This is a genomic window from Heliobacterium mobile, assembly GCF_009720735.1.
GTDB classification, from domain to species: Bacteria; Bacillota; Desulfitobacteriia; order Heliobacteriales; family Heliobacteriaceae; genus Heliobacterium; species Heliobacterium mobile.
On the sequence record NZ_WNKU01000003.1, the window covers coordinates 26,038 to 48,432 of the forward strand.

Genomic DNA, 22,395 nt, shown 5'->3' on the forward strand with positions numbered 1-22,395 from the left:
CGTTACTCATAACGAAGCGCTTCGATGGGATCAAGTTTGGCCGCTCGGTTGGCCGGGTAGAGGCTGAAAAAGATGCCGATCAGGCTGGAGACGGTGAAGGCTAGGATCAGTCCCGTCCAAGAAATGGGTGCGTCGATATGGACAGCACGCGCTAGGATCCAGCTGCCACCGATTCCGACAATAGCGCCAATGGTGCCTCCAAAGAGACAAAGAACTACACCTTCCATCAAAAACTGAACGAGGATGTGTCGCCGCTCGGCCCCGAGAGCCTTACGCAGGCCGATCTCCCGGGTACGCTCCGTCACCGACACGAGCATGATGTTCATGACGCCGATCCCACCTACCAAAAGTGAAATGGCGGCGACTCCCGAGAGAATACCGGCAATGATACTGGTTGCCTGGTTCATCTCCCCCATGGCGTCTTGAATACTGTTGATACGGTAGTGGTCTTGGGTGTGGTGTCGCCGATTGAGTAGGCTCTTCGCTTTCTCCGTGGCCACTGCAACGACGCTATCATTTTCAGCAGAGGCCTCTATGTAAAAGATACGAGAAAAATCAAAGGCGTATTGGGCAAAAGAGATGGGCACATAGGCCGTTAAATCTCTTCCTTGCTCTAAGGCAAACTTATCCTCTTGATAGACGCCGATGATTGTAACCGTACGGGCTTGAAATTTGACAGTCAAGCCGACTACATCGGTATGGCCAAAGAGCTCTTTGGCCAATTCCTTGCTCACGACGACAACCGCCCGCCCACCTACGGCGTCGGAGTTATTAATAAAACGCCCTTGAATCATCTTGTTATTTTGCCGGATGGAAAAGTAAGACTCGTTGACGCCGGTAATGGTGGCGCGTTTTTTCGCTTTCTTTCCTTCAAGCATGGCGTCAAACTGAGTTATGGGACTGACATGGGCGATTTCAGGGATCTGTTCTTTCATCGCAACCACGTCTTCCATGGTCATGTCTTCGATTTCAATTTCTCGCCCATCGTCATCCCATCGAGGATATATCGTAAATGATGTCGAGCCAAACTTTTGAATTTGCTGTTTCAAGTATCCCTGTCCAGCTTCACTAACAGTAACGACAGTCACCACTGCTGCAATCCCGATAACCAGCCCTAGGATCGTTAAGCTTGAACGGAGTTTGTTGACGCGGATCCCCTGCAAGGCGACCTTGAAAAGTTCGAGAATGTTCATTCCGAATGCCCCCTCTGCAGGGTGATTCGGCCGTCACGGCAGGTGACGACGGTTCGGGCATAAGCCGCAATGTCCGGTTCATGGGTGATCATGATAATCGTCGTTCCCTCGTTGTTGAGAGCCTGGAAGATCTCCATGATCTCGATGCTGGTCTTAGAATCGAGGTTGCCCGTTGGCTCGTCGGCCAATAGGAGCAAGGGCTGGTTTACGAGCGCTCGGGCTATGGCGACCCGTTGTTTCTGTCCGCCCGATAGTTCGTTAGGCTTGTGGCCCATCCGCTCGACCAATCCGACCCGAGTGAGAGCCGACTCGGCCCTGCGTTGACGTTCTTTTGCGTTAATCCCGGCATAGATCATCGGCAATTCCACATTGTTCAAGGCGTCGACGCGAGGCAAGAGTTGGAAGTTTTGAAAGACGAAACCGAGCTTGCTGTTGCGGATACGGGCCAGTTGTCGGTCATCCAGGGTAGCTACGTCTTGTCCATCAAGCAGGTAGCGGCCAGCCGTGGGGCGGTCAAGGCAACCCAGGATGTTCATGAGTGTCGACTTGCCAGAACCAGAGGGGCCCATGATCGCCAGATAATCTCCAGCATAGACATCCAGGCTCACCTCTTTAAGAGCCTCGACGGCGACAGTTCCAGTCTGGTACGTTTTTCCTACCCCTTCCAAGCGCACGGTCGGTGTGATGAGATTACCTTCCGCCGCCATCATTTCGCCTCCTGGGCAGGCGGGTGGGCACCAGGCGGTAGAATGACGACAGGCGTCCCTTCCTGCAGTTCCTCCGGGGGATTCAGAACCAACCAATCGCCTGCTTGAATGCCCGATTTCACTTCCACCATCATATCGTTGGCCAAACCGGTAACGACAGGACTGACGGCGATTTTACCGTCCCGCACAACGAGAACTTCTTTTCCGGTTCGTGAATCACGGATGGCTTCATGGGGAGCGGTGAGCACATCGGACAACCGGGCTGCCTGGATACGGATGTCCACATTCGTCCCAGGACGGCCAATTCCACCGGGGTTGTCCACTTCGACGGTAACGGGTACCGTTGTCTTTTCGGTCTGTTCTTTTTCCTTCGTCACTGCCTGAGGCGCGATGACCGTCACTTTGCCATCCAAATTCTTTTCGCCGAGGGAGGGTCCCGTTATTTGAGCAGCCATACCGATGCCTATCAAGGGAAGGTCGGCTTCGCTCACGTCCGCTTTAATGTTCAGCCGGTCGGTTCGACCGAGTACAGCGATCTTCGTTTCCGGTGATATGTAATCGCCAGGGTCGACGGGTACATCCAGTACCATGCCGTCCATGGGCGCTTTGACCGAACATTCTTCTAAGTCACGAGCAGCCGTCTCCCATTCCTGACGCTTTAATTGGACCTGAGCCGCTTTCAGTTTCAAGTCTGTACCCAAATCATTTGCTTCAATCGAATCGGCCCGCAACCGATCGTTACGGTATTGCGTGCCGCTTTCTTCATAAGTATTCTGCGCCTCTTCCAGTTCTTTTTTTGTGGCTGCGCCACTGTCGAAAAGCGCCTGTACACGGTCTAGATTTTTCTTGTTCAATTCCATCTTTTTACGGCTTTGCTCTGCCGTTTCGCGGGCTTTTTCCAGTTCATAGAGAGCTGTCTGACGGTTTTTTTCCAGGTTAAGCTGCTCCACTTCCAAGTTAATGCGGGCGTCTGATTCTTTACGGAGCATGTCTTCTTTGTCGATCAGCGCCAACACATCTCCTGTTTTGACCGTCTGCCCAGCCTCTACAAAGACCTTGACCAGCCGTCCCTTGACACGGGCCGTGATATTTTCTTTGGCATAGGGTTCAATTTTGCCCGAGACAACAACGGAAACCTCAAAATCGCCTGTCGACACTTCCCGGGCATTGACAGGTGCACCCGATGAAGTTTTCGCTGGCCCGAGTACTCCCCAAGCACCGGCAGCAATGATGAGTGCCAACGCCGCCGCGATCCACTTTTTCCGTTTCTTAAAGTCCTCTTCCCAGCGAGCTTTTAGTGAATGCAACAAGTATTAAATTCCTCTCTCCATAAATTACTGATGTTACCGATCCGTTCAAGATGCCTTCTAAGCTAAACGATAAATCTACAAGTCGGACGGTATGTCGAAAGTCCTCGATTGGATTCTATACCTGCACTTATGTATAAGATATCCAAGGTTCACAGTCGCCTCTTTTTAATAATTATACTATTTCGCTAATTTAAGTTGGGAAAATTTTTTCGACAGATTTCGATACTCAAGATGCCTTACGAAAAATAAGCCGTAAACCTCCATGTCCAACGGAGCAAGGAGGTCACGGCTTATCTACGTCGGTTAGGGTTCCTGCAGGCACAAATGGCTGACTTGTTACTCCATCCATCTTTGGTAAAGCCTGATTCGGATATGTAAGAATTCTCATTTGAATTGCTATTCGTCGGGTTACTCCAGGTTCCTTTCCGTCCAAATTCTTTTTAAAAATAAAGTACCCATATTTCGAGCTAAAATATGGGTACTTCGATGTTTGATATTTATCCGAGCCTTCGTCTCTATGAGAATTACGATCAAGGTCCAAAAAACACCGAATGGGCCAATGGGTATGATTTGTTCATCTCCCTTAGTCCTCCGGCCTTGCGAGTGCCGAATGATTCATAAGCCAATAAATAACCATCCCGAAAATGGGGAGTACAAAGGATATACTAGCCCACAAAAATGGCGAGATATTTAAGGCGGAATACCTTAGCTTTTTTGTATCTTTATAGACCGCGCTGCATACCGAAATATGAGTAACCAAAAGGAAGGTATAGAATAGCGGTAAAATGATTACCGGCAGGAAAACTAACTCCGACATTTTAGCTCTTCCTTTCGTTTCTTACTTGGATATACCCGAGGGCATTTACATATATCTAGATTTATTGTAACATCCTGGACAATGGTAAGCAATCGGAAATCTAGTGTCGATATATATCAATCTTCCTCCCAAAAATAACGAAAGAACAATAAGAACGAGAAAAAAAACACTGAAAGGTCTTTCATAGAGTCACTGAAAAAGACACAGCACAGATCTTGAAAACCTAAGAATCCTAAAAAACCCAGGTAACCAAGCTTCGATTTATCTTTCATCGCCCTATCAACTCCACTGAATCCTCTCTCTTTTTATCATAAAAAGGATGCGAGTGGTTCGTTACACTTAGACTGTCGATTACCTATTAATTACCGTCGACGTAAAAGCAATAACCCGTCACATTGGCTCCTAACAACGAGCGAAACCCGGTGAAAAAACGCCCCCCTAACGGGCGGCGTTTATCAAGAAAGGCAATCCGTTTCGCAACGGATTGCCTTTCTTTTTAGACCATGAGATTTTGGAGTGAATTTTGATACTCGTAAGAACCATTCGTATATGCTTTCATATAGGAATCAAAGAGTTGCTTGACCATACCCGATAAGTACTGACTATCATCCTGGTCGCTCGTAGAGGATGTCGTGGAAGATGTGCTGTTTGAATTTGAGGCAGGTTCAAGCCCACCCATGGGTGGTGGTGGCGGACGATGGCCTCGGGCTTCCTTCATTTCCGACATCATCGTTTTTAAATCATCTTCGGTAGCCGTACCCTTTTTGACTTTTTCAATAAATGACTTCAGATCTGTATCAAAGGAATTTTTGGAGGATGATGTGTCCGAAGTACTCGATGTACCGGTCACGCTGGATGAGCTAGATGTACTTGATGTATTATACGTAGCATCTTCGGCTAGTTTCGCGAGGGTGTCAGCGAGGTCATCTGCCGTGGCCGTACCATTCTGCATCTTTTTTAGCAGACTGACGATGTCGGAATCAGTATCGTCGCTTTCGGAATCGTTACTGCCGGATTTATCGCCCGATGGAGGCGGCGGCGGTGGAGGTCCCATAGGACGCATCCCTTGGTGCCCTTGAGCACCTTCATTCTTCATCGCATCCATGGCGCTTTTCATATCCGATTCCGTAGCGGTGCCGTCTTTGAGCTTGTCAAAGAAGGATTTTATGGGTTCGGTGCTGCTGGCTGAGGTCGTTGACGTTGAACTGGACGTGGAATCGGACGTGGCATTGGTGAAAGTCGACATGGCATTCGTCAAGTCTTCCGCCGTCGCGGTTCCATCGCGCATTTTGTCCAAGAGGCTCTTTAGTGTTGAGTCTGCCCCATTTTCAGCTTGGCTGGCAGAACCCGTGAGATTGAAGGGCAGTGAAGTCATGCCCCCGTTCATCATGGACTGATGGAAACCAAGGCTAGCCCGTTCCTTCATTTTGGACATGATGTCTTGCATGTCCTCTGCGGTTGCCGAGCCATTTTTTAGTTTATCGATAAAACTTCCAATGTCATCGGTACCGGACGTGCTTTGGGTCGTTGATGCAGTGTCCTCTGTCGACTTTGCCTGTAACGTGGACATAATGTTTGTCAGATCGTCATCTGTGGCTGTGCCGTCGCGCATTTTATCCAAGAAGTTTTTGATGTCGGGATCCAAATTCGGTTTTTTACCGGACGTATGTTCCCCGCTCATTGCAACTTGGTTGTTACGGCTATAATTCATTTGACCGATGGAGTAACTGCTGTAATTACTCAATGATGAGATATTCATCGTACGCCCCCCTTTAGATTAAATATTTCCCGTTTACTTGTAAGTATAGGGTAGTAATGTGTCCTTCTTGTGAACTTCCCGTGAACACTTTTACACATTTAGATAAATAGAAAACACCCGGAACGCGGTCCAATCCGCTGTTCCGGGTGTTTTCTATTCACCGTATAGGTGCCTTATTTGTTCAGATTATGTTTACTTTTGGAAGAAACGATCCAGCAATCCTTTGAAGGCAGCACCGTGCCGCGCTTCATCTTTGCACATTTCATGGACGGTGTCATGAATGGCGTCGAGACCGAGCTCTTTCGCCCGCTTGGCCAGGGCCAGTTTACCTTCGCAAGCGCCGTATTCGGCTTCGACACGGAGTTCCAGATTCTTCTTGGTGGAGGGGTAAACGACTTCACCGAGAAGTTCGGCAAACTTGGCAGCGTGTTCCGCTTCTTCGATGGCGATCCGCTTGTAGGCTTCAGCAACTTCCGGGAATCCTTCGCGATCGGCTTGACGGCTCATGGCCAGGTACATACCGACTTCGGTGCACTCGCCGATAAAGTTCGCTTTCAGGCCTTCAATGACTTGAGCGTCAACACCGGCGGCTACACCGATACGATGTTCATCGGCCCACTTCAGCACACCGGCAACTTTCTCTTCAAACTTCGAAGCAGGAGCTTTACATTGAGGACAAAATTCAGGAGCGCTGTCTCCTTCATGAACATACCCACAGATTACACAAGCAAACTTTTTCATTAAAATGTTCCTCCTCATTTTTCGCTTTATTCTGATTCCACCATAAGAATACCTGATTATACCGTTTGGAGACAGAGGAAATAATTTCTCGCTAGGGAGTTAGAAGTGGATTTATTGTGTCTTTACTATAACCTAAAAAGATCTCATTGTCAATAATAATTATCGTTATTGAGAATTATTTTCGCAAGTCGATCATTATTGCCTTTTGAGCTACTGGCCCATGAACGGTTTTTCTTCATCGTCGACTCCGTTGCCGCAAACCTTGGTATCGACAGCCCGATTCAGATCGAACCAGAAGACCACACCGCCCGGTACGTTTTCTACGCCGTACTTGTTATGGTGAAGCCGTTGAATCGCTGAGACGATCGATAAGCCGAGTCCAGTTCCGCCTAAGGCTCGGGTTCTCGCCTTGTCGATCTTATAGAAACTGGTCCAAATCTTTTCGAGTTCACTTTCCGGAATCTGTTTGCCCGTATTGAACAGGGATACCCGTATTTTCTCGTCGACGGGCACCAATTTCACCTGCAGCACTTTGGGCGATTCGATATGGCGAATGGCATTCGTTAAATAATTAGAGAGCACTTGTTCGGACCGAGTGAGGTCTGCCTCCACATAGAGCTCCGGCTCGGTCTCAAGTCGCCACTGAATCTGCTGTTCTCGAAAAAGAGGTGCGTATTTCTCCATCATTCTTGCAGCCCAGGCTCCGGCGTCGAACCGAGTGATGTCGAGGCGCATTTGGCCCGATTCAATCTGCGATAAGTCTAGCAATTCCTTGACGAGTTTGTCCATCTTGTGAGACTCGTCCATGATCACATCGCAGTAGAACTGTTTGCTCTCTTCATCTTCAATGACATTCACCTTTAACCCTTCGGCATAACCTTGGATGAGGGCAAGAGGTGTTTTTAATTCGTGGGACACGTTCGATACAAATTCCCGGCGCATCTCGTCGATTTTCCGTTCCCGCTCGATATCGCTTTCAAGTTGTTTATTCTTCTCTTGGAGTTCCGAAATGGATGCGCTCAATTGATCCGACAAAGAGTTGATGCTTTGCGCAAGCTGCCCTAGTTCATCATCGCCATGAGAGGCTACTTTTTGCTGAAAGTCTAAGCGAGCCATTCCTTTGGCGATCTCGTTCATTTCTAGGAGCGGCTTCGTGATTCGACCGGCAAAAAAATAGAGAAACAGGTTGCCTATGAGCAGAGTGATGATCCCTGTATAGACGAAAAAACGATTCGCTACAGCGGCGCTTTCTTCGATCGCCGTCAAAGGGGTGCCAAGGAATAAATAGTCACCGTTGGGCAGCCTCTTGATGTAGTTTAAGAACTGTACGTTCAACCGAGCATCATACTGTTCTATGATCACTGCCTTTTCGTCATTCAATAAACTTTGATAGGTTTCTACAGCTTGGATTAACAGTTGCAGTCGCTTGTCCCGAGGTGGTGACGTCGGCGATTCTCTATTGGATCTTTCAGGCGGTAAATCCATCTCGTTGGGCGGTACCGCTGGGGGGGCATCAGCGAGAGTTTTTATATGTGTTGCTGGTCTGTTCATGGATGTCGGTGGTTGATCATTAAAGGGCTTTGGCAGGATTTCTTCCTTGAATGGATTTCCAGGACCGAATTGAGGGAGAGAGATATATTTTATCGTCTGGTTCTCATCGGTAATGATGATTTGAACTCCATTGGTCCGTTCCAGCCGTTCTAAGTCCGTCCATGCATCGGTAATACTGTTAGAAACGAGGCGGGTTACTTCATTGCCTATGTCGTAGAGGCTGCTTTTCTTTTGATAGACGTAATACTTTCCGAGGCTGGTGGAGACCAGAAACCAGGAAAAGAATACGAAGAAAAGAATCAGCAGACTCATCGAGACAAATAGTTTTAGTTTTAATGAGTCTCTCATGGGGAGACCTCAAAACGATAGCCTAACCCCCGGACTGTTTGGATATGGCTGTTCCCTTCGCCCAGCTTGAGGCGCAGTTTTTTGATGTGCGTATCAACCGTTCGCACATCTCCGAAATAGTCGAAATTCCAAACGGCATTCAAGATTTGTTCCCGGCTTAAGGCCTTGCCCGGGTGATCCGATAGGTATAACAAAAGCTCATACTCTTTCTGGGTTAATTCAATCCGCTTTCCTTCTACGGAGACAAAGCGGCCATCAGTGTCGATGGTCAATGTACCATAGGTTCGAAGGGCATTGGGCTCACTTTCGCTCCTCCGGAATAAAGCTTGTACCCGAGCCACGAGAATTCGTGGACTGAAGGGTTTTGTGATATATTCATCGGCACCCAAGTCGAATCCAAACAATTCGTCCACTTCTTCGGTTTTTGCCGTCAGCATGATGATGGGAATCTGCGAACGCTTGCGGATTTCTCGGCACACGGTCCATCCGTCATAGCCGGGCATCATGACGTCTAATACGACGAGGTCGACTTTGTGTTGATAAAAATTGTCCAAAGCCGCCTTGCCGTCGTCCGCCTCTATCACCAGAAAACCTTCTTTGCGCAGAAAGTCCCCTACCAGCTTGCGCATCCGCGGTTCGTCATCAGCGATCAGAATGCTTTTTTGTGTCATTGGCCTACTCCTCATCGACAAAGTACATAGAGGAAATGCCCCATAAAGCAAGCTTATGGGGCATTTCAGTTATAGCATTATTTTTTCTACATAGGCTCTCGTCGATCCTTTTTCCACGGAGTCCACAGCTTGCATGCCCCTTTCACTGATTCTATGTAACCCCTTGGACCGACCTTATGGGTTTATTGTAGTGAACTTATGTGTCCAGTCTGTGAACTCCCTGTGTAGGTTTGATGTTCTTTGGAAAGTTGTTGTATCCCAATGGCTTATACGAGGTCAGATAAACAAAACCGTCAGAAAAATATCTGGCGGTTTGTTTATCTATCGAATGCTATTCATATCTCAGCGCTTCAATCGGATCGAGAGAAGCGGCACGCTTTGCCGGGTAAAGGCCGAAGAAGACACCTACCAGGGTTGAAAAACCGAAGGAGATGAGCACGGCCGGCAGGGAAACAGATGTCGTCCATTGACCAATACGACTGATGAGATATGAAATCCCGATACCGGCGATCACACCGATGAGGCCCCCAACACTGGAGAGAGTGGTCGATTCAACGAGAAACTGAAAGAGAATGTGATTTTGTTTCGCTCCCAATGCCTTACGGATACCGATTTCACGGGTCCGCTCGGTCACAGAGACGAGCATGATGTTCATGATCCCGATGCCGCCGACCAGCAGGGATATGCCAGTAATTCCTGCCAAAAGCATGGTCATAGTTTCCGTAGTTCCCTGTACCGTGTTGATGACATCCTGCTGATTGCGGATCGTGAATTTGTCGGCGCTTCCCAGTTTACGGGTTAAGATAGTCTCCACTTGAGCCTGAGCCAAATCCATGGCGTTCTCGGACGTGGCGGAGATGACGATTTGTTTGATGTTGTTGCTCCCGGTCAGGCGTTTTTGCGCGGTCGTAATCGGCACAAAGATTTGGTCGCCCATATCCTGCGGTCCCGATTGCTTCGGTTCCATCACGCCGACGACGGTAAAGTTTTCTCGGCCAAAGCGTACTTTCTTACCTAGCGGATCAGCGTCGCCGAATAAATCTTGGGCTACCGTATCTCCCAATACAGCGACGGTGCTCATTTCCAGAACGTCTTGTTCGTCGATAAAGCGGCCTACAGCTGGTTTGAAATTGCGCAGTTGAGAATAGTCGGCTGTCGTACCGGTGATGGTCGTCGTCGTGCTTTGCTTTCCGTACTGGACGGTGGTCTGCGTCCCCACCTCGGGGACCACTTCTTGAATAAATTCGCCTTTCGCTTGCCGAAGCAGTTCATATTCTTTCATCGTGATGAGGCTGACGGCGCCCCGGGCTCCCTGAGATGCTCCGGGAGCTGCATTGGCCCGCCCTGAATTGACGTAGAGCAGGTTGGAGCCTAGCGAACCAATGCGGCTGGTGACGCTTTGCTGAGCTCCTTGACCGACAGAGATCATGGCTACGACAGAACCGACACCGATGATGATGCCCAGCATCGTCAAAATGGAACGTAGCTTATTTGAGAGCAAGCTAGCCATCGCCATTTTGAAGTTTTCCATGATGATCATGACGCCACCTCGTTGATCCGATCATCGACGATCTTGCCGTCTCTGAAAGTGACAATCCGCCGAGCTTGCTGGGCAATCTCCGATTCGTGAGTGACGAGGATGATCGTTTTCCCTTCCCGGTGCAGCCGGTGAAAGAGCGCCATGATCTCTTCCCCGGTCTTCGTATCCAAGTTTCCCGTCGGTTCGTCAGCGAGCATGATGGCCGGATTGTTGACCATCGCCCGAGCGATGGCCACACGCTGTCGCTGTCCGCCGGACATCTCATTCGGTCGGTGGTGAGCCCGCTGTTTCAGCCCTACTTGTTCTAATGCCCGTTCTGCCCACCTTCGGCGCTCCGCTGCAGGTACCCCCGCGTAAACCATGGGAAGTTCTACATTCTGTAAGGCGGTCAAGCGCGGCAACAGGTTGAAGCTCTGAAAAATAAATCCGATTCGACGGTTGCGGACATCGGCGAGTTGGTCGTCGCGCAGTTGAGAGACTTCCTCGCCCGCCAGTGAATAGGATCCTCTGGTGGGCGAGTCCAGGCAACCGAGGATGTTCATCATCGTCGATTTCCCGGAACCGGATGGACCGACGATAGCGATGAATTCGTTTTCCCCTATCTGTAGGTTCACATCCCGGAGGGCGTGAACCTCTTCGGCGCCCATCCGGTAGATCTTGTGGATGCCCTGCAACTCAATCAAGGCCTCCACCTCCTTACATCCCCGGAGGCGGTCCACCCATCGGCGGTCCCCCTAAGGGATTATTGCTGTTCTTGTTTTGGCTATTTTGGTTGTTCTTCGTGCTGGATGTATTGGTCGTCGTCGTTTTCCGCTGTTTGTTTTCGATGAGGATCCTATCGCCTTCATGGATGCCCTCCATCACTTCTACATCGGTATCGGTGCGAATTCCTGTTTTTACGGGAACGAATCGAGGTTGCGGTCCGTCGCTGGGAACATAGACACCCTCTTTTCCGTCCTGCGTGACTACCGCATCAAGGGGGACTGTTAGGGCGTCTGCTTTTTGGTTGAGTACGATATCTGCGGACATGGTCATGCCGGAGCGGAGCTCACCATCGGTGTTATCAATATCGACGAGCACTTCATAGTTGACGATGTTGTCGATCGTCTTGGGGTTCTGGCCGACGCGGGTGACTTTCCCCGTAAAGACTTTTCCCCCCAGCGCATCTACAGTGATCTGGGCATTCATCCCCAGCTTGACTTTGGCGATATCGATCTCTTTCACATAAAAGCTGCCTTGAATGATGCTCAAATCGGCGACCGTCGCCATGACCATCTCTTGGGGCGCGAACTCACCGGCTTCCACATTCATTGCCAGTACACGCCCGGAAAAAGGAACGCTGATTTCCGTTCCGGAATAATCGGACATCGCTGATTTCAAGTTCGCTTCTGCTTCTTTCACTTTCGCCTTCAATACTTCGATCTCTTCCGGCTTCGTGCCTTTGCGGACGGTCTCCAGATCGGCGCGGCTGGACAGCAGTTTTTGTTCACTCGTATCCACATCGACCTGCGCTTTTTCCAAGTTATCTTTCGTCTCAGCCCCGCTCTCATAAAGGGCCTGGATCCGTTTTAGACTGGCCAAGTTGCGTTGATAGCTGATTTCGTCTTGCCGAACCGTCGCTTCCGCTTTGGTGATTTCCTCTGGCTCCGGCCCGTCTAAGGCTTTTTTCAAATCATAGCGAGCTTGAGCGAGGCCGGATTCCCGGGAGGCTACCTGCGCTTGCGATGACGAGTTGTCCATCGTCAGAATGGTCTGATTCGCTTGGACGAGATCGGTCTCCTTGACGAGTACTTGCAATATGGTTCCGTCGGCTTTGGCTTTGATCTCCTGGGTTCGGATCGGTTTGAGTGTGCCTAAGGCCGAGATCTTTTCCGACACATTTCCACGTTTCACGACGTAATTGCGGTATGTAACAACCGCCGCTTCATTAACCTGATGGTGCTGCCAATAATAGTAACCCGCTCCGGTCCCAAGAAGCAGCACGGTCGTTGTAACTAGGGCGATTTTCTTTTCAGAAAACCATTTTCCGAATCGCTTCGATGGTTTTTCCGGCTCCGGTATTCCCGATGTTGACATGGTAGAATCCCTCCGTTCCCAACCCGTTCCTCTTTCTTCTTTGCAACAGGTTTGTCTAATTTGTTGTGCAGAATTGTGATTATGATTATATTTGTGTTTGATTATAGAGGAAGTTTGTGTTCGTTCTGTGAACTTTTAGGTACTATTTATCTTTTCTTGATTAGCTAAAGCTGAACGACAAAAAACAAAAAGACTGCCCACTTTCCTGGTAAATCCAAAAACAGAGTGGGCTGTCTTTTTGTCTTTAAAAGATTGACTTCGTACCAGTATTCACAATATAATTAGTTTGCCTAACAAATTAAATTCCTTGTGCCGAAAATCTAACGAACAAAATATCTGAGGTGATCATCATGTCTACCGAAACTGAAACAGCTCAAAGACTTTTGCAAGCCTTTATGCAGTTTAAACGGGTCGAGTGGCATCGACGTAGCGTATTAGGGTACAAACCCAGCGAGGTGAAACTTTTGTTTTGTATTCTCCGGGGGGAAAAAACCGATTCACCCGCCTTGAAAGTGTCGGAAATCAGTCAGTTGCTGCAGGTTACCCCTCCGACAGTGACACAACTGATTAAAGAATTGGAAGCGAGCGGACTGGTGGAACGGTCCATGGACCCGTCCGATCGCCGGTCCGTCCGGATCCGGTTGACTCAAAAAGGATTCACCGTCACGAAACAAGCTCGTAATGAATTTGTGAACTCTTTTCATGGACTCGTGGAATATTTGGGCGAAGCGGAAAGCCGCCAACTGGCCGACTTGCTGACCCAAGCTTTCCGTTACTTTACGACGAAAGAGGCCGCCGAGAACCGGCCTTCTGTACAGGGAGAGGATGAACGATGTTAAAGCTATACCGTTTCCTTAAACCATACCGCCTGTATATCACTTTCGTACTATCCCTACTCTTTTTGCAGTCCCTTTCCGAACTCTACCTGCCCACCTTGATGGCCGATATCGTGAACTTGGGCATCGTGACGGGAGATGACGCCTATATCTTGCGGATCGGCGCATTTATGCTGTTGGTCGCGGCAGGAGGAACCTTATGTTCTGTCATCGCGAGCTACTTCTCCTCCAAAACCGTCTCCGGCTTTAGTCAGCTTCTTCGGAGCACCCTTTTCAGCCATGTGGAAAACTTCTCCCTCCACGATTTCAACCGTTTCGGTACCGCCTCTTTGATCACCCGGACGACCAACGATATCAACCAATTGCAGCAGGTGCTCACCATGATGCTGCGCATGATGATCAGCGCGCCTCTAATGTGTGTCGGCGGTATCATCATGGCCGTTTACCGGGATGCCCATTTGTCTCTGGTCCTGGCAGCGGTCATCCCCATCCTGTCTACAGCCATCTGGGTGGTAGCGCGCAAGGGAGTTCCGCTGTTTAAAGCCATTCAGACGAAGTTAGATAAATTGAATCTGGTCCTGCGGGAAAGTCTCATGGGGATTCGTGTCATCCGTTCCTTCAACCGTGTCGATCACCAAAAAGAACGCTTTACCCAGGCGAATCTGGACCTGACCGATACGGCAATCAAAGTAAACCGGGTGATGGCTTCCTTAATGCCGATCATGATGCTCGTGATGAACTTGTCGATGATCGCCATCGTTTGGTTTGGAGGCTTGCGCATCGACAGCGGAAACATGCAGGTGGGCGACCTGATGGCCTTTATCCAGTACGCCATGCAGATCATGTTCTCTCTGATCATGCTTTCCTTCATGTTTGTGATGGTCCCTCGAGCCTCCGTTTCGGCTGCCCGGATCCAGGAAGTACTCGATACGGTCCCAACCATTACCGATCCCTACCCAATGTCTGCCACCCAAGCGGTCCCGGAGAAGGCTGGGCGAGGGACCCTGGAATTTCAACATGTGTCTTTTTCCTATCCGGGAGCGGAACAACCGGTCCTTTCGGATATTTCCTTTCAAGCAAAACGAGGCGAGATCACAGCCATCATCGGTGGTACCGGTTCTGGTAAAACAACACTGCTCAGCTTGATTCCCCGTTTCTACGACGTGAACCAAGGTGCGATTCTGATCGACGGTGTCGATGTGCGTCAAATGGGCCAAAAGGAGCTTCGCCAAAAGATCGGCTATGTTTCGCAAAAGGCGCTTCTCTTTTCGGGAACCATTGCCGAAAACATCCGTTACGGAAACAATGGGGCTTCCGATGAAGCCATCGGCCGTGCTGCCCAAACGGCCCAGGCGACCGAGTTTATTGCCAGCATGAGCGACGGCATGGATTCCTTTATCGACCAAGGCGGTGCCAATCTGTCAGGCGGACAAAAACAGCGCCTTTCCATCGCTCGCGCCTTGGCGAGAAAGGCACAAATCTACCTCTTTGACGACAGCTTTTCCGCCTTGGACTTTAAGACCGATGCGCAGCTACGATCAGCCCTGAAATCTGAAACAAAAGATGCTGCGGTACTTCTCGTCGCGCAACGGGTCTCCACCGTAATGGATGCCAACCGCATTATCGTTTTGGATGAGGGCCGCATTGCCGGGATCGGTACGCACCGCGAATTGATGAGAGCCTGCACGGTATACCAAGAAATCGTCGCATCACAGCTTTCCGAGGAGGAAATCGCATGAGTGAAGAACGTAAAATGGGGGCTTCAAGATCTCGAGGTGGCAGCAATCCACGCCCTCCTGTCGGTCCTGGGTCCGGATCCGGTCCCGGCTCGGGCCCTCCCATGGGGATGCCCGTGCAAAAAGCGAAAGACTTCAAAGGAACCTTGCGCCGTTTGAGCGCTTATTTGCTTCCCCATCGAATCCCCTTGCTCTCCATGCTTGTCACAGCGATGCTCAGCACGCTCTTCAATATCGTCAGTCCCAAAATCTTAGGCACTGCAACGACCAAGCTATTTGAAGGACTGATGCTGAAGCTTCGCGGTGTCCCCGGTGCTGGGATTGACTTCACCTATATCTCCCAAATCCTGCTCCTCCTGGCCGGGCTCTACGGACTGAGTGCTCTTTTCGGCTATTTGCAGCAATATATCATGGCCGGTGTAGCCCAAAAGACAGTCTTCGCGCTGCGGCAGGACGTGAACGAGAAACTGTCCCGTCTTCCCCTGCAGTATTTCGATAGCAACGCCTACGGCGAAACCTTGAGCCGAGCCGTCAACGACGTAGACAACATCAGCAACACCTTGAGCCAAAGCCTGACCCAGTTGATCACATCAGTAGTGACCATTCTCGGGATCATCATCATGATGCTGACGATCAGCCCTCTCATGACGTTGATGCTCTTGTTGACGTTACCGCTCAGCGTCTTCGTGGTAAAAGGCATTGCCACCCGTTCCCAGACTCATTTTATGAACCAGCAAAAAACACTAGGGGAACTGAACGGCCACATCGAAGAGATGTACACGGGGCACCCCATCGTCAAAGCATATGGGCAGGAACCGCAAGCGCTCGGGAAGTTTAACGAAATCAACGAAAAGCTCTTCGATGCGGGATGGCGTGCCCAGTTTATCTCCGGCATCATCATGCCGCTGATGATGTTTATCAACAACATCGGTTACGTCCTTGTCTGTGTCGTCGGCGGTATCCTCGTCACGCGTGGCTCAATTCAAATCGGCGATGTGCAAGCCTTTATCCAATACGCCCGCCAGTTTTCACAACCGATCACCCAGACCGCCAATATCGCCAACGTGATCCAGTCCACCATTGCGTCGGCCGAACGGGTCTTTGAACTGCTTGATGAGACCGAAGAGATTCCCGAGGCAGCCGAAGCTGAAAGGATCACCCAGCCGGAAGGTAAAGTCAGCTTCGAAAAGGTCAAGTTCAGCTATAAAAAAGACCAACCGCTCATTGAAGATATGGATATCGACGTCCAACCCGGTCAAACGGTCGCTATCGTCGGCCCTACCGGTGCCGGTAAAACGACACTGATCAACCTGTTGATGCGCTTTTATGAGGTGGATGATGGCCGGATCACCGTTGACGGGGTAGATATCCGCCGTCTCGTTCGGGGAAATCTGCGCAGTCTCTTCGGCATGGTCCTTCAGGACACCTGGCTCTTCAACGGCACCATACGGGAGAACATCGCCTATGGACGGGAAGGAGCTACAGAGGAAGCGATCATTCAAGCCGCTCAAGCGGCAAACGCCGATCACTTCATCCGTACCCTGCCTGAGGGCTATGACACGATCTTGAATGAAGAAGCTTCGAACATCTCCCAAGGTCAGAAACAGTTGCTGACGATCGCCCGGGCCCTGCTGGCCGATCCGGCCATCCTGATTCTCGATGAAGCCACCAGCAGTGTCGATACGCGCACAGAGGTACTGATACAAAAAGCGATGGGACGTCTGATGAAAGGCCGGACCAGTTTCGTCATCGCCCACCGCTTGTCGACCATTCGGGACGCCGACTTAATTCTGGTCATGAATCAGGGTCGTGTGATCGAGAAAGGCGACCATGGACAGTTACTCGCCAAAGGCGGTTTCTATGCCGACCTTTACAACAGCCAGTTTGCAACTCGAAGTGCCCAGCAGAAGGCGGGGTAACTTCGTTTATAGGGCGGATTGTTTCTTGCTGGGTTTTTACTGAATTGAGACGAAAGGCCTGTGAATTTTAATAATATAGCACCTTATAACGAGAAAACCCCGCAAGCTCAATTGCGGGGTTTTTCTTCCAGTGGCATTGGTGATATTGACGATAAAACTGAAAAACGTCTCGTTACTTACCATGAAATTCTGGTGAACTTTTTACATTGAAGAAGTCAAATATTTCTCTATACCAACAATAATCCCATCGGCCACCTTCTGCTGATAGGCAGGAGATCGAAGCAGTTTTTCTTCGGTAGGATTGCTGATAAATGCCGTTTCTACTAAGACTGACGGTAAGTCGTCCCTGCAAAGCACCCAAAGGTTTCCGCGCTTTACGCCCCTGTCAGTAAGCTGGGTTCGATCTATGACAGTCGACTGAATCGTCTGCGCCAGGGAGCGAAAGGTATCATAGCGGTAAAAAGTTTCGGTGCCTTTTGCTTCGGCATTATCAGAGGAATTGGCGTGAATGCTCACAAATATGTCGGGCTGATAAGTTTGACTCGCGTCGACGCGCTCTTGAAGCCCTACAAAAATATCGGAAGACCGGGTCACGGCCACGTTGATATGGTCTGCCGACAACCGGTTTTGTACGATTTTAGCGATGGCTAATACCACATCTTTCTCATTAACACCACTATGACCGATAGCGCCTGTATCATAACCGCCATGCCCCGCATCGATCATCACCTTATAGGGAGTGTTTCTACTCTTTCCTACGATGACTTGATAATCTTGGGCGTCAAAAAATACGGGACAGTTGAGCATTTCCGCTACGACTCGAAGCGGCACCATGGTCCGGTTATTGACGATCCTGGCGGGAACATCAATTTGTTTTGCCGTACCGTTGACCAAAACTTCTTTACTGCCGATTTTGACTTCAATATGTACATTGTCCTTTGCGATTATCGCTGACTGCTTCTTTGAAGACCAATCCACCGTAGCACCGAGATTTTCCGATATGATCCGCAAAGGGACTAAGGTACGTCCAGAGACGATCATCGGGGGAACATCCGGTTGAAGCACCTTCCCTGCCAAGACGATATCTAAGGATTTCGCCTGACAAGGAGTAACGAAAAGACCCAGTAGGAGGATTGTGAGTACCCACTTTTTCAATTCTTTCACCATACCTAACATTTCTTTGCACTATAAAAATAAAAAGCGAAACCAACAAGGTCAGTTTTGCTCGTTTTTTCGTATTTTATGTACTATTTATTATAAATCATAAGTTCAGCATCAATATAATTGTCAGAATATACAGAAGCTTGTTTAAATTCCTTGATTTAGTAATTGAAATGGAGAAAACGCTCAGAGGTAAACCCCTGAGCGTAAGAAAGCTTCACTATTCCCACCACCAAAAGGTGGCCCCGTAGTTATATTCGATTCGGTTGTCTAGATGAACAAAGTCATCGTGGATGATGATTCCACTAAAACCACAGGTTTTGGCTAGTGTGCTGACTTTGGATGCACTTTGACCGACGACGGCAACATCGGCTGCGATCCCAAACTGGTGCTGGCTTTGGTCAGCGGATCCGCTCACAGCCGTATTGTGACTGACACTGCGATAGCCGGAGTTGATAATTACTGGCTGATCGCCCGCTTTTTTGCGCAAGGCTTCTAACTTCCACATCATACGACGAACATTCTCTTTCACCGTACTGGCGTTGACCATACCGCCGGAGAACTGGCTGCCGTCTTGGGAGTAGAACTCACTCCAGTCAAAATGCTTCGTGGAATGGTCATTGTCTTCCAGATTGTTCAGAACCTGTTCTGTCTGCGGTCCGACGACGCCGTCCCCCGTCAATCCGTAGGCCCGTTGAAAGCGCACAACCGCCGCTTTCGTCTGTTCCCCGAATACACCATCGGCATCGACATAGCTATTAGAAGGCCAGTCTGCCGCAAATCCCGCCACCCGGATTTGTAATTCTTTCACATCACTACCCTGGTCACCTACTTGCAAGCTTCTTGACCAGGAATAGGCTGCTTGTGCTTGCCCGGGAAGGATGACGGCTGAAAACAGAGCCAAGGAGAAGAACATACACAAAAACAATCCGAAGCGCATGAAATTCGACTTCTTTGTGAAATGATTCAAACTTGGTTGCAGCCTCCTTTCGGGAATCTCAACTTAATTATATAAAATATCAACCTGTTATTGTTAGATCAAATAAAGGAAGTCCTAGGTCACCCTATCTACGGACATAAAAAAACATCCCCCTGCGAGGACTCTCGTCCAAATGAGTTTCGGTTGCTCTTTTATCTAATGGGACATGTCACCAAGTTTAGGAGAGGACCACAATCACTTTTGGCAGAATAGCACGATGACAGGGAGTGTAGATTAAAGATGCTGCCTAACGATGGATGGCTTTCGTTTGAAAGGGGACGACAATGGCTAAGGTACTTTATATCACCGCGAATCCAAAAGCCGAAAAGGAATCGCTGAGTCTCACCGTCGGCCGCACTTTTTTAGATACCTATCGTCAAAAAGCCCCGCAAGATCAAATCTTGGAAATAGATCTCTACCATACAGACCTTCCTCTGATTGATCCAGACGTTTTCAGCGCCTGGGGCAAACTGCAGAAAGGCGAAGACTTCGAACGACTTTCCGCCGAGGAGAAACGCAAAGTAACCCATATGAACGAATTGGCGGACCAATTCATCGCTACCGACAAATATATCTTTGTAACTCCGCTATGGAACCTCGGTATTCCGCCGAGGATGAAAGCCTACATCGACTCGATCTGTATCGCGGGAAAAACCTTCAAGTATACCGAGCAAGGGCCCGTTGGCTTGTTGCAAGGAAAAAAGGCGGTTCACGTCCAAGCTCGCGGCGGCGTTTACAGTGAGGGACCGGCAAAGGACTTCGAGTTTGGCGATCGGTATCTCCGGGCGATCTTGACATTTCTCGGTGTTGACGTTTCAGATTCGGTGATCATCGAAGGAGCCGATCATTTCGTCGATCAGAGACAGCAAATACTGGACAAAGCCCTAGAAAAGGCGAAGGCAGCTTCCGGGCTATTTGCCCAGGGCTAGTGTTTATCTATTCCTTCAAAGACTTCTCTTTCGTCTTAATACTCGTTTTAATATGATCCATTTAAAAAAGACAAGCCTGTTTCCACAGTGGAACAGGCTTGTCACTTTTTCTGTAAAGTAATAAAGCTACCCCATTTTTAAGTAATCCTAACGCTCTTCTCTACACGGAATTTAAGCGACGAGACGATAAATCGAAAAGCTACATTCGAAAGTGGTCCACGGTGTTCTGTAATCGTTCGGCCATCCGGTTTAAGCGAGTTGCCGAAGCGGAAATTTCTTGGATCGCTGCACTCTGTTCATCGACAGCCGCCGCCACCGCTTGGGAGCGAGCAGCCGTATCTTTGCTGATAGAAAAAACCTGTCCCATGGAAGTCACGATATGCTGACTGCCCTCTGCCATTTCTTGTATCGCCGAAAAGACTTCCTGCAGTTGTGGCGTTGCCTTTCCAATCAATTCAGCGATAATCATAAAGCCTCGGCCTGACCGATTGACGATTTCCGTCCCTTCCCGGACTTCTCGAGTTCCTTCACTCATGACCTGAACGGCCAGGACCGTTTCCCGTTGGATTTCCCCGATGAGAGTCGCGATTTTCTTAGTCGCCAATTGGGACTCTTCGGCGAGCTTTCTGACCTCTTCAGCTACGACAGCAAAACCACGTCCATGATTCCCGCATGGGCCGCTTCTATGGCCGCATTCAAAGCTAATAGATTTGTCTGCTCAGCGATGCCCGATATCAAATCCACGATTTGGCTAATCTCTTTCGAACGCTGACCTAAGTGACTGACCACCTGGGCCGAATGGGTCACCGTCTTTTCCAGGCTGCCAATCTGGGAAATAGCCGCATTAACTGCTTTGCCACCCTCTTGGGCCAGATTGGCCATTTGATTGGATAAACTGGATACTTCACCAACATGGTTTGCAATTTGTTGCATACCAGCGGAAATGTAATCGACGACAGTGGACGCATCGTTGACGGAGTGTAGTTGATCTTCGGCGCCTTGAGAAACGGTAACCATGGATTCGGATACTTGTTTGGAAGCTCTCGCTGATTGATCCGCTGCCATCGACAGTTGAAGTGATGATTCGTTTAATCGTGTGGACGAAGATTTAATATCATTGATCACGTTCTTCAGGGCACTTTGCATCTCATTAAAAGCTCTCGCTAATTCGGCAAATTCATCTTGACCGAGGATGTCCATCGATTGGCGTAAGTCTCCCCCCGCCAATCGTCGTGCGCCCGAAACCATTCGGGTGATCGGTTTATAAATCATCCGGGTAAATATAAATGCAAGGACGACGCCGAGGATCGTCGTCAAGGCCGTACTGATAAAGGCTAGGGTCACATAGAAGGTCACTTTTTCTTGTGTCGACGCAATATTTGCTTCGGCGATCTGCTCATTTTCAGCAGAGTAAGTTTCTAGCTTTTTCGTGATATGTTCTGTGAGTGGGATCATTTTCTTAGCGATAGCAAAAGTGTCCTCTTTGAGTTTTTTTGCTTGTTCAATATCCCCTTTTTGCAGTTGTTCTTGTTGGGCGCGGACGACAGGAAAAAGTTCTACGAGAAGTAAAGAGCGATATTGATTCGTAACCCTAATTAATTCCTCCACATCTTCTTTTCTGTCTGGCGGAACTATTTCTAATAACTGTTTTTGCTTTTCTAGACTGCCGAAGATATGTTCTTCTGCTTGCTGGCAAAACTTTTCGTCTCCATAAGAGACAAATCCCCGGACGGCCAGTACGGCACTAAGATAATCGTTTATGATGTGAGATTGAAGATCTTTATTTCGGTTCGCCCAAAAGATCGCCTCTGTATTCCCTTGTATCGATCTCAACGATAAATAGGCGTTTCCGCCCAAAAAGATAACCATCAGCAGAATCACAAAAAACCCAAGGCTGATTTTCATCCCTACTGTGATGCGCATCATGTGTGTCCTCCCTAATCGCCCTTTTGTATATGGTGGCTATATGCGCTTTATCTCTACATCGCTTTCCCATGTTCTTTCGCTCCTTTCTTTTTCCGTAAAAAAAAGACCGCCTTTTCCCTGCATTTCGGAAAACCAGTTAAGTCCCGGTTTTCGTCAGGAAGAAGTCGGCCTCTGGAGATCCAGTCAGCAAACTATA

General features: G+C 49.2%; 17 protein-coding genes and 1 pseudogene. 4 read left to right on the forward strand and 14 right to left on the reverse strand.

Going from position 1 to position 22,395, the window contains the following annotated elements; genetic code table 11:
* Positions 1–2: 2 nt before the first annotated feature.
* From GJ688_RS04270 to GJ688_RS04320, 11 genes are all read right to left on the reverse strand, one after another.
* Complete coding sequence (locus GJ688_RS04270; protein WP_155475318.1) at positions 3–1,193, reverse strand: ABC transporter permease; 1,191 nt, start codon at positions 1,191–1,193, stop codon at positions 3–5.
* Positions 1,190–1,900, reverse strand: a complete 711-nt coding sequence (locus tag GJ688_RS04275) for an ABC transporter ATP-binding protein (protein ID WP_155475319.1) — start codon at positions 1,898–1,900, stop codon at positions 1,190–1,192. Before GJ688_RS04275 ends, GJ688_RS04270 begins: the two co-directional genes overlap by 4 nt.
* Positions 1,900–3,210: an efflux RND transporter periplasmic adaptor subunit gene (locus GJ688_RS04280; RefSeq protein ID WP_155475320.1), complete on the reverse strand. Its 1,311-nt coding sequence runs from the start codon at positions 3,208–3,210 to the stop codon at positions 1,900–1,902. Before GJ688_RS04280 ends, GJ688_RS04275 begins: the two co-directional genes overlap by 1 nt.
* A 933-nt stretch (positions 3,211–4,143) precedes the next feature.
* Complete coding sequence (locus GJ688_RS21515) at positions 4,144–4,299, reverse strand: DUF3796 domain-containing protein (RefSeq protein WP_155475321.1); 156 nt, start codon at positions 4,297–4,299, stop codon at positions 4,144–4,146.
* Positions 4,300–4,523: 224 nt separating this feature from the next.
* Positions 4,524–5,786 (reverse strand): hypothetical protein, encoded by a 1,263-nt coding sequence (locus GJ688_RS04290; RefSeq protein ID WP_155475322.1) that lies wholly within the window; start codon positions 5,784–5,786, stop codon positions 4,524–4,526.
* Between the two features lie 192 nt (positions 5,787–5,978).
* The gene (locus GJ688_RS04295) at positions 5,979–6,527 is read right to left on the reverse strand and encodes an NADH peroxidase (RefSeq protein WP_155475323.1); all 549 of its coding nucleotides are present in this window, start codon (positions 6,525–6,527) and stop codon (positions 5,979–5,981) included.
* A 210-nt stretch (positions 6,528–6,737) separates the two neighbouring features.
* A complete protein-coding gene (locus GJ688_RS04300; RefSeq protein ID WP_155475324.1) occupies positions 6,738–8,426 on the reverse strand; it encodes a sensor histidine kinase in 1,689 nt (562 codons plus the stop codon).
* Positions 8,423–9,097: a response regulator transcription factor gene (locus GJ688_RS04305; RefSeq protein WP_155475325.1), complete on the reverse strand. Its 675-nt coding sequence runs from the start codon at positions 9,095–9,097 to the stop codon at positions 8,423–8,425. Before GJ688_RS04305 ends, GJ688_RS04300 begins: the two co-directional genes overlap by 4 nt.
* A 331-nt stretch (positions 9,098–9,428) precedes the next feature.
* A complete protein-coding gene (locus tag GJ688_RS04310) occupies positions 9,429–10,637 on the reverse strand; it encodes an ABC transporter permease (RefSeq protein WP_155475326.1) in 1,209 nt (402 codons plus the stop codon).
* Positions 10,634–11,284, reverse strand: coding sequence for an ABC transporter ATP-binding protein (locus GJ688_RS04315; RefSeq protein ID WP_328597317.1), 651 nt, complete (start codon positions 11,282–11,284; stop codon positions 10,634–10,636). The genes GJ688_RS04310 and GJ688_RS04315 overlap by 4 nt, the downstream gene beginning before the upstream one ends.
* 49 nt (positions 11,285–11,333) lie before the next feature.
* Positions 11,334–12,713 carry an efflux RND transporter periplasmic adaptor subunit gene (locus GJ688_RS04320; protein ID WP_155475328.1) on the reverse strand — a complete coding sequence of 460 codons (1,380 nt, stop codon included), beginning with the start codon at positions 12,711–12,713 and terminating at the stop codon, positions 11,334–11,336.
* Between the two features lie 350 nt (positions 12,714–13,063).
* Here GJ688_RS04320 and GJ688_RS04325 point away from each other — a divergent pair, with 350 nt between their 5' ends.
* From GJ688_RS04325 to GJ688_RS04335, 3 genes are read left to right on the forward strand one after another with little or no spacing between them, the layout of a single operon-like run.
* Positions 13,064–13,552 carry a MarR family winged helix-turn-helix transcriptional regulator gene (locus tag GJ688_RS04325; protein WP_155475329.1) on the forward strand — a complete coding sequence of 163 codons (489 nt, stop codon included), beginning with the start codon at positions 13,064–13,066 and terminating at the stop codon, positions 13,550–13,552.
* The gene (locus GJ688_RS04330) at positions 13,546–15,288 is read left to right on the forward strand and encodes an ABC transporter ATP-binding protein (protein ID WP_155475330.1); all 1,743 of its coding nucleotides are present in this window, start codon (positions 13,546–13,548) and stop codon (positions 15,286–15,288) included. The genes GJ688_RS04325 and GJ688_RS04330 overlap by 7 nt, the downstream gene beginning before the upstream one ends.
* Positions 15,285–17,204: an ABC transporter ATP-binding protein gene (locus GJ688_RS04335; RefSeq protein WP_207708749.1), complete on the forward strand. Its 1,920-nt coding sequence runs from the start codon at positions 15,285–15,287 to the stop codon at positions 17,202–17,204. Before GJ688_RS04330 ends, GJ688_RS04335 begins: the two co-directional genes overlap by 4 nt.
* A 201-nt stretch (positions 17,205–17,405) precedes the next feature.
* Here GJ688_RS04335 and GJ688_RS04340 read toward each other — a convergent pair whose 3' ends face one another.
* Positions 17,406–18,371, reverse strand: a complete 966-nt coding sequence (locus GJ688_RS04340; protein ID WP_170291656.1) for an N-acetylmuramoyl-L-alanine amidase — start codon at positions 18,369–18,371, stop codon at positions 17,406–17,408.
* A gap of 214 nt (positions 18,372–18,585) precedes the next feature.
* Positions 18,586–19,335, reverse strand: a complete 750-nt coding sequence (locus GJ688_RS04345; protein ID WP_207708750.1) for a D-Ala-D-Ala carboxypeptidase family metallohydrolase — start codon at positions 19,333–19,335, stop codon at positions 18,586–18,588.
* Between the two features lie 293 nt (positions 19,336–19,628).
* Here GJ688_RS04345 and GJ688_RS04350 point away from each other — a divergent pair, with 293 nt between their 5' ends.
* Entirely contained in the window at positions 19,629–20,273 is a 645-nt protein-coding gene (locus tag GJ688_RS04350; protein ID WP_155475332.1) for an FMN-dependent NADH-azoreductase, read from the forward strand.
* Between the two features lie 199 nt (positions 20,274–20,472).
* On the opposite strand, the pseudogene GJ688_RS04360 reads toward GJ688_RS04350, so the two are convergent.
* Positions 20,473–22,199 (reverse strand): annotated as a pseudogene (locus tag GJ688_RS04360) (methyl-accepting chemotaxis protein).
* Between the last annotated feature and the right edge of the window lie 196 nt (positions 22,200–22,395).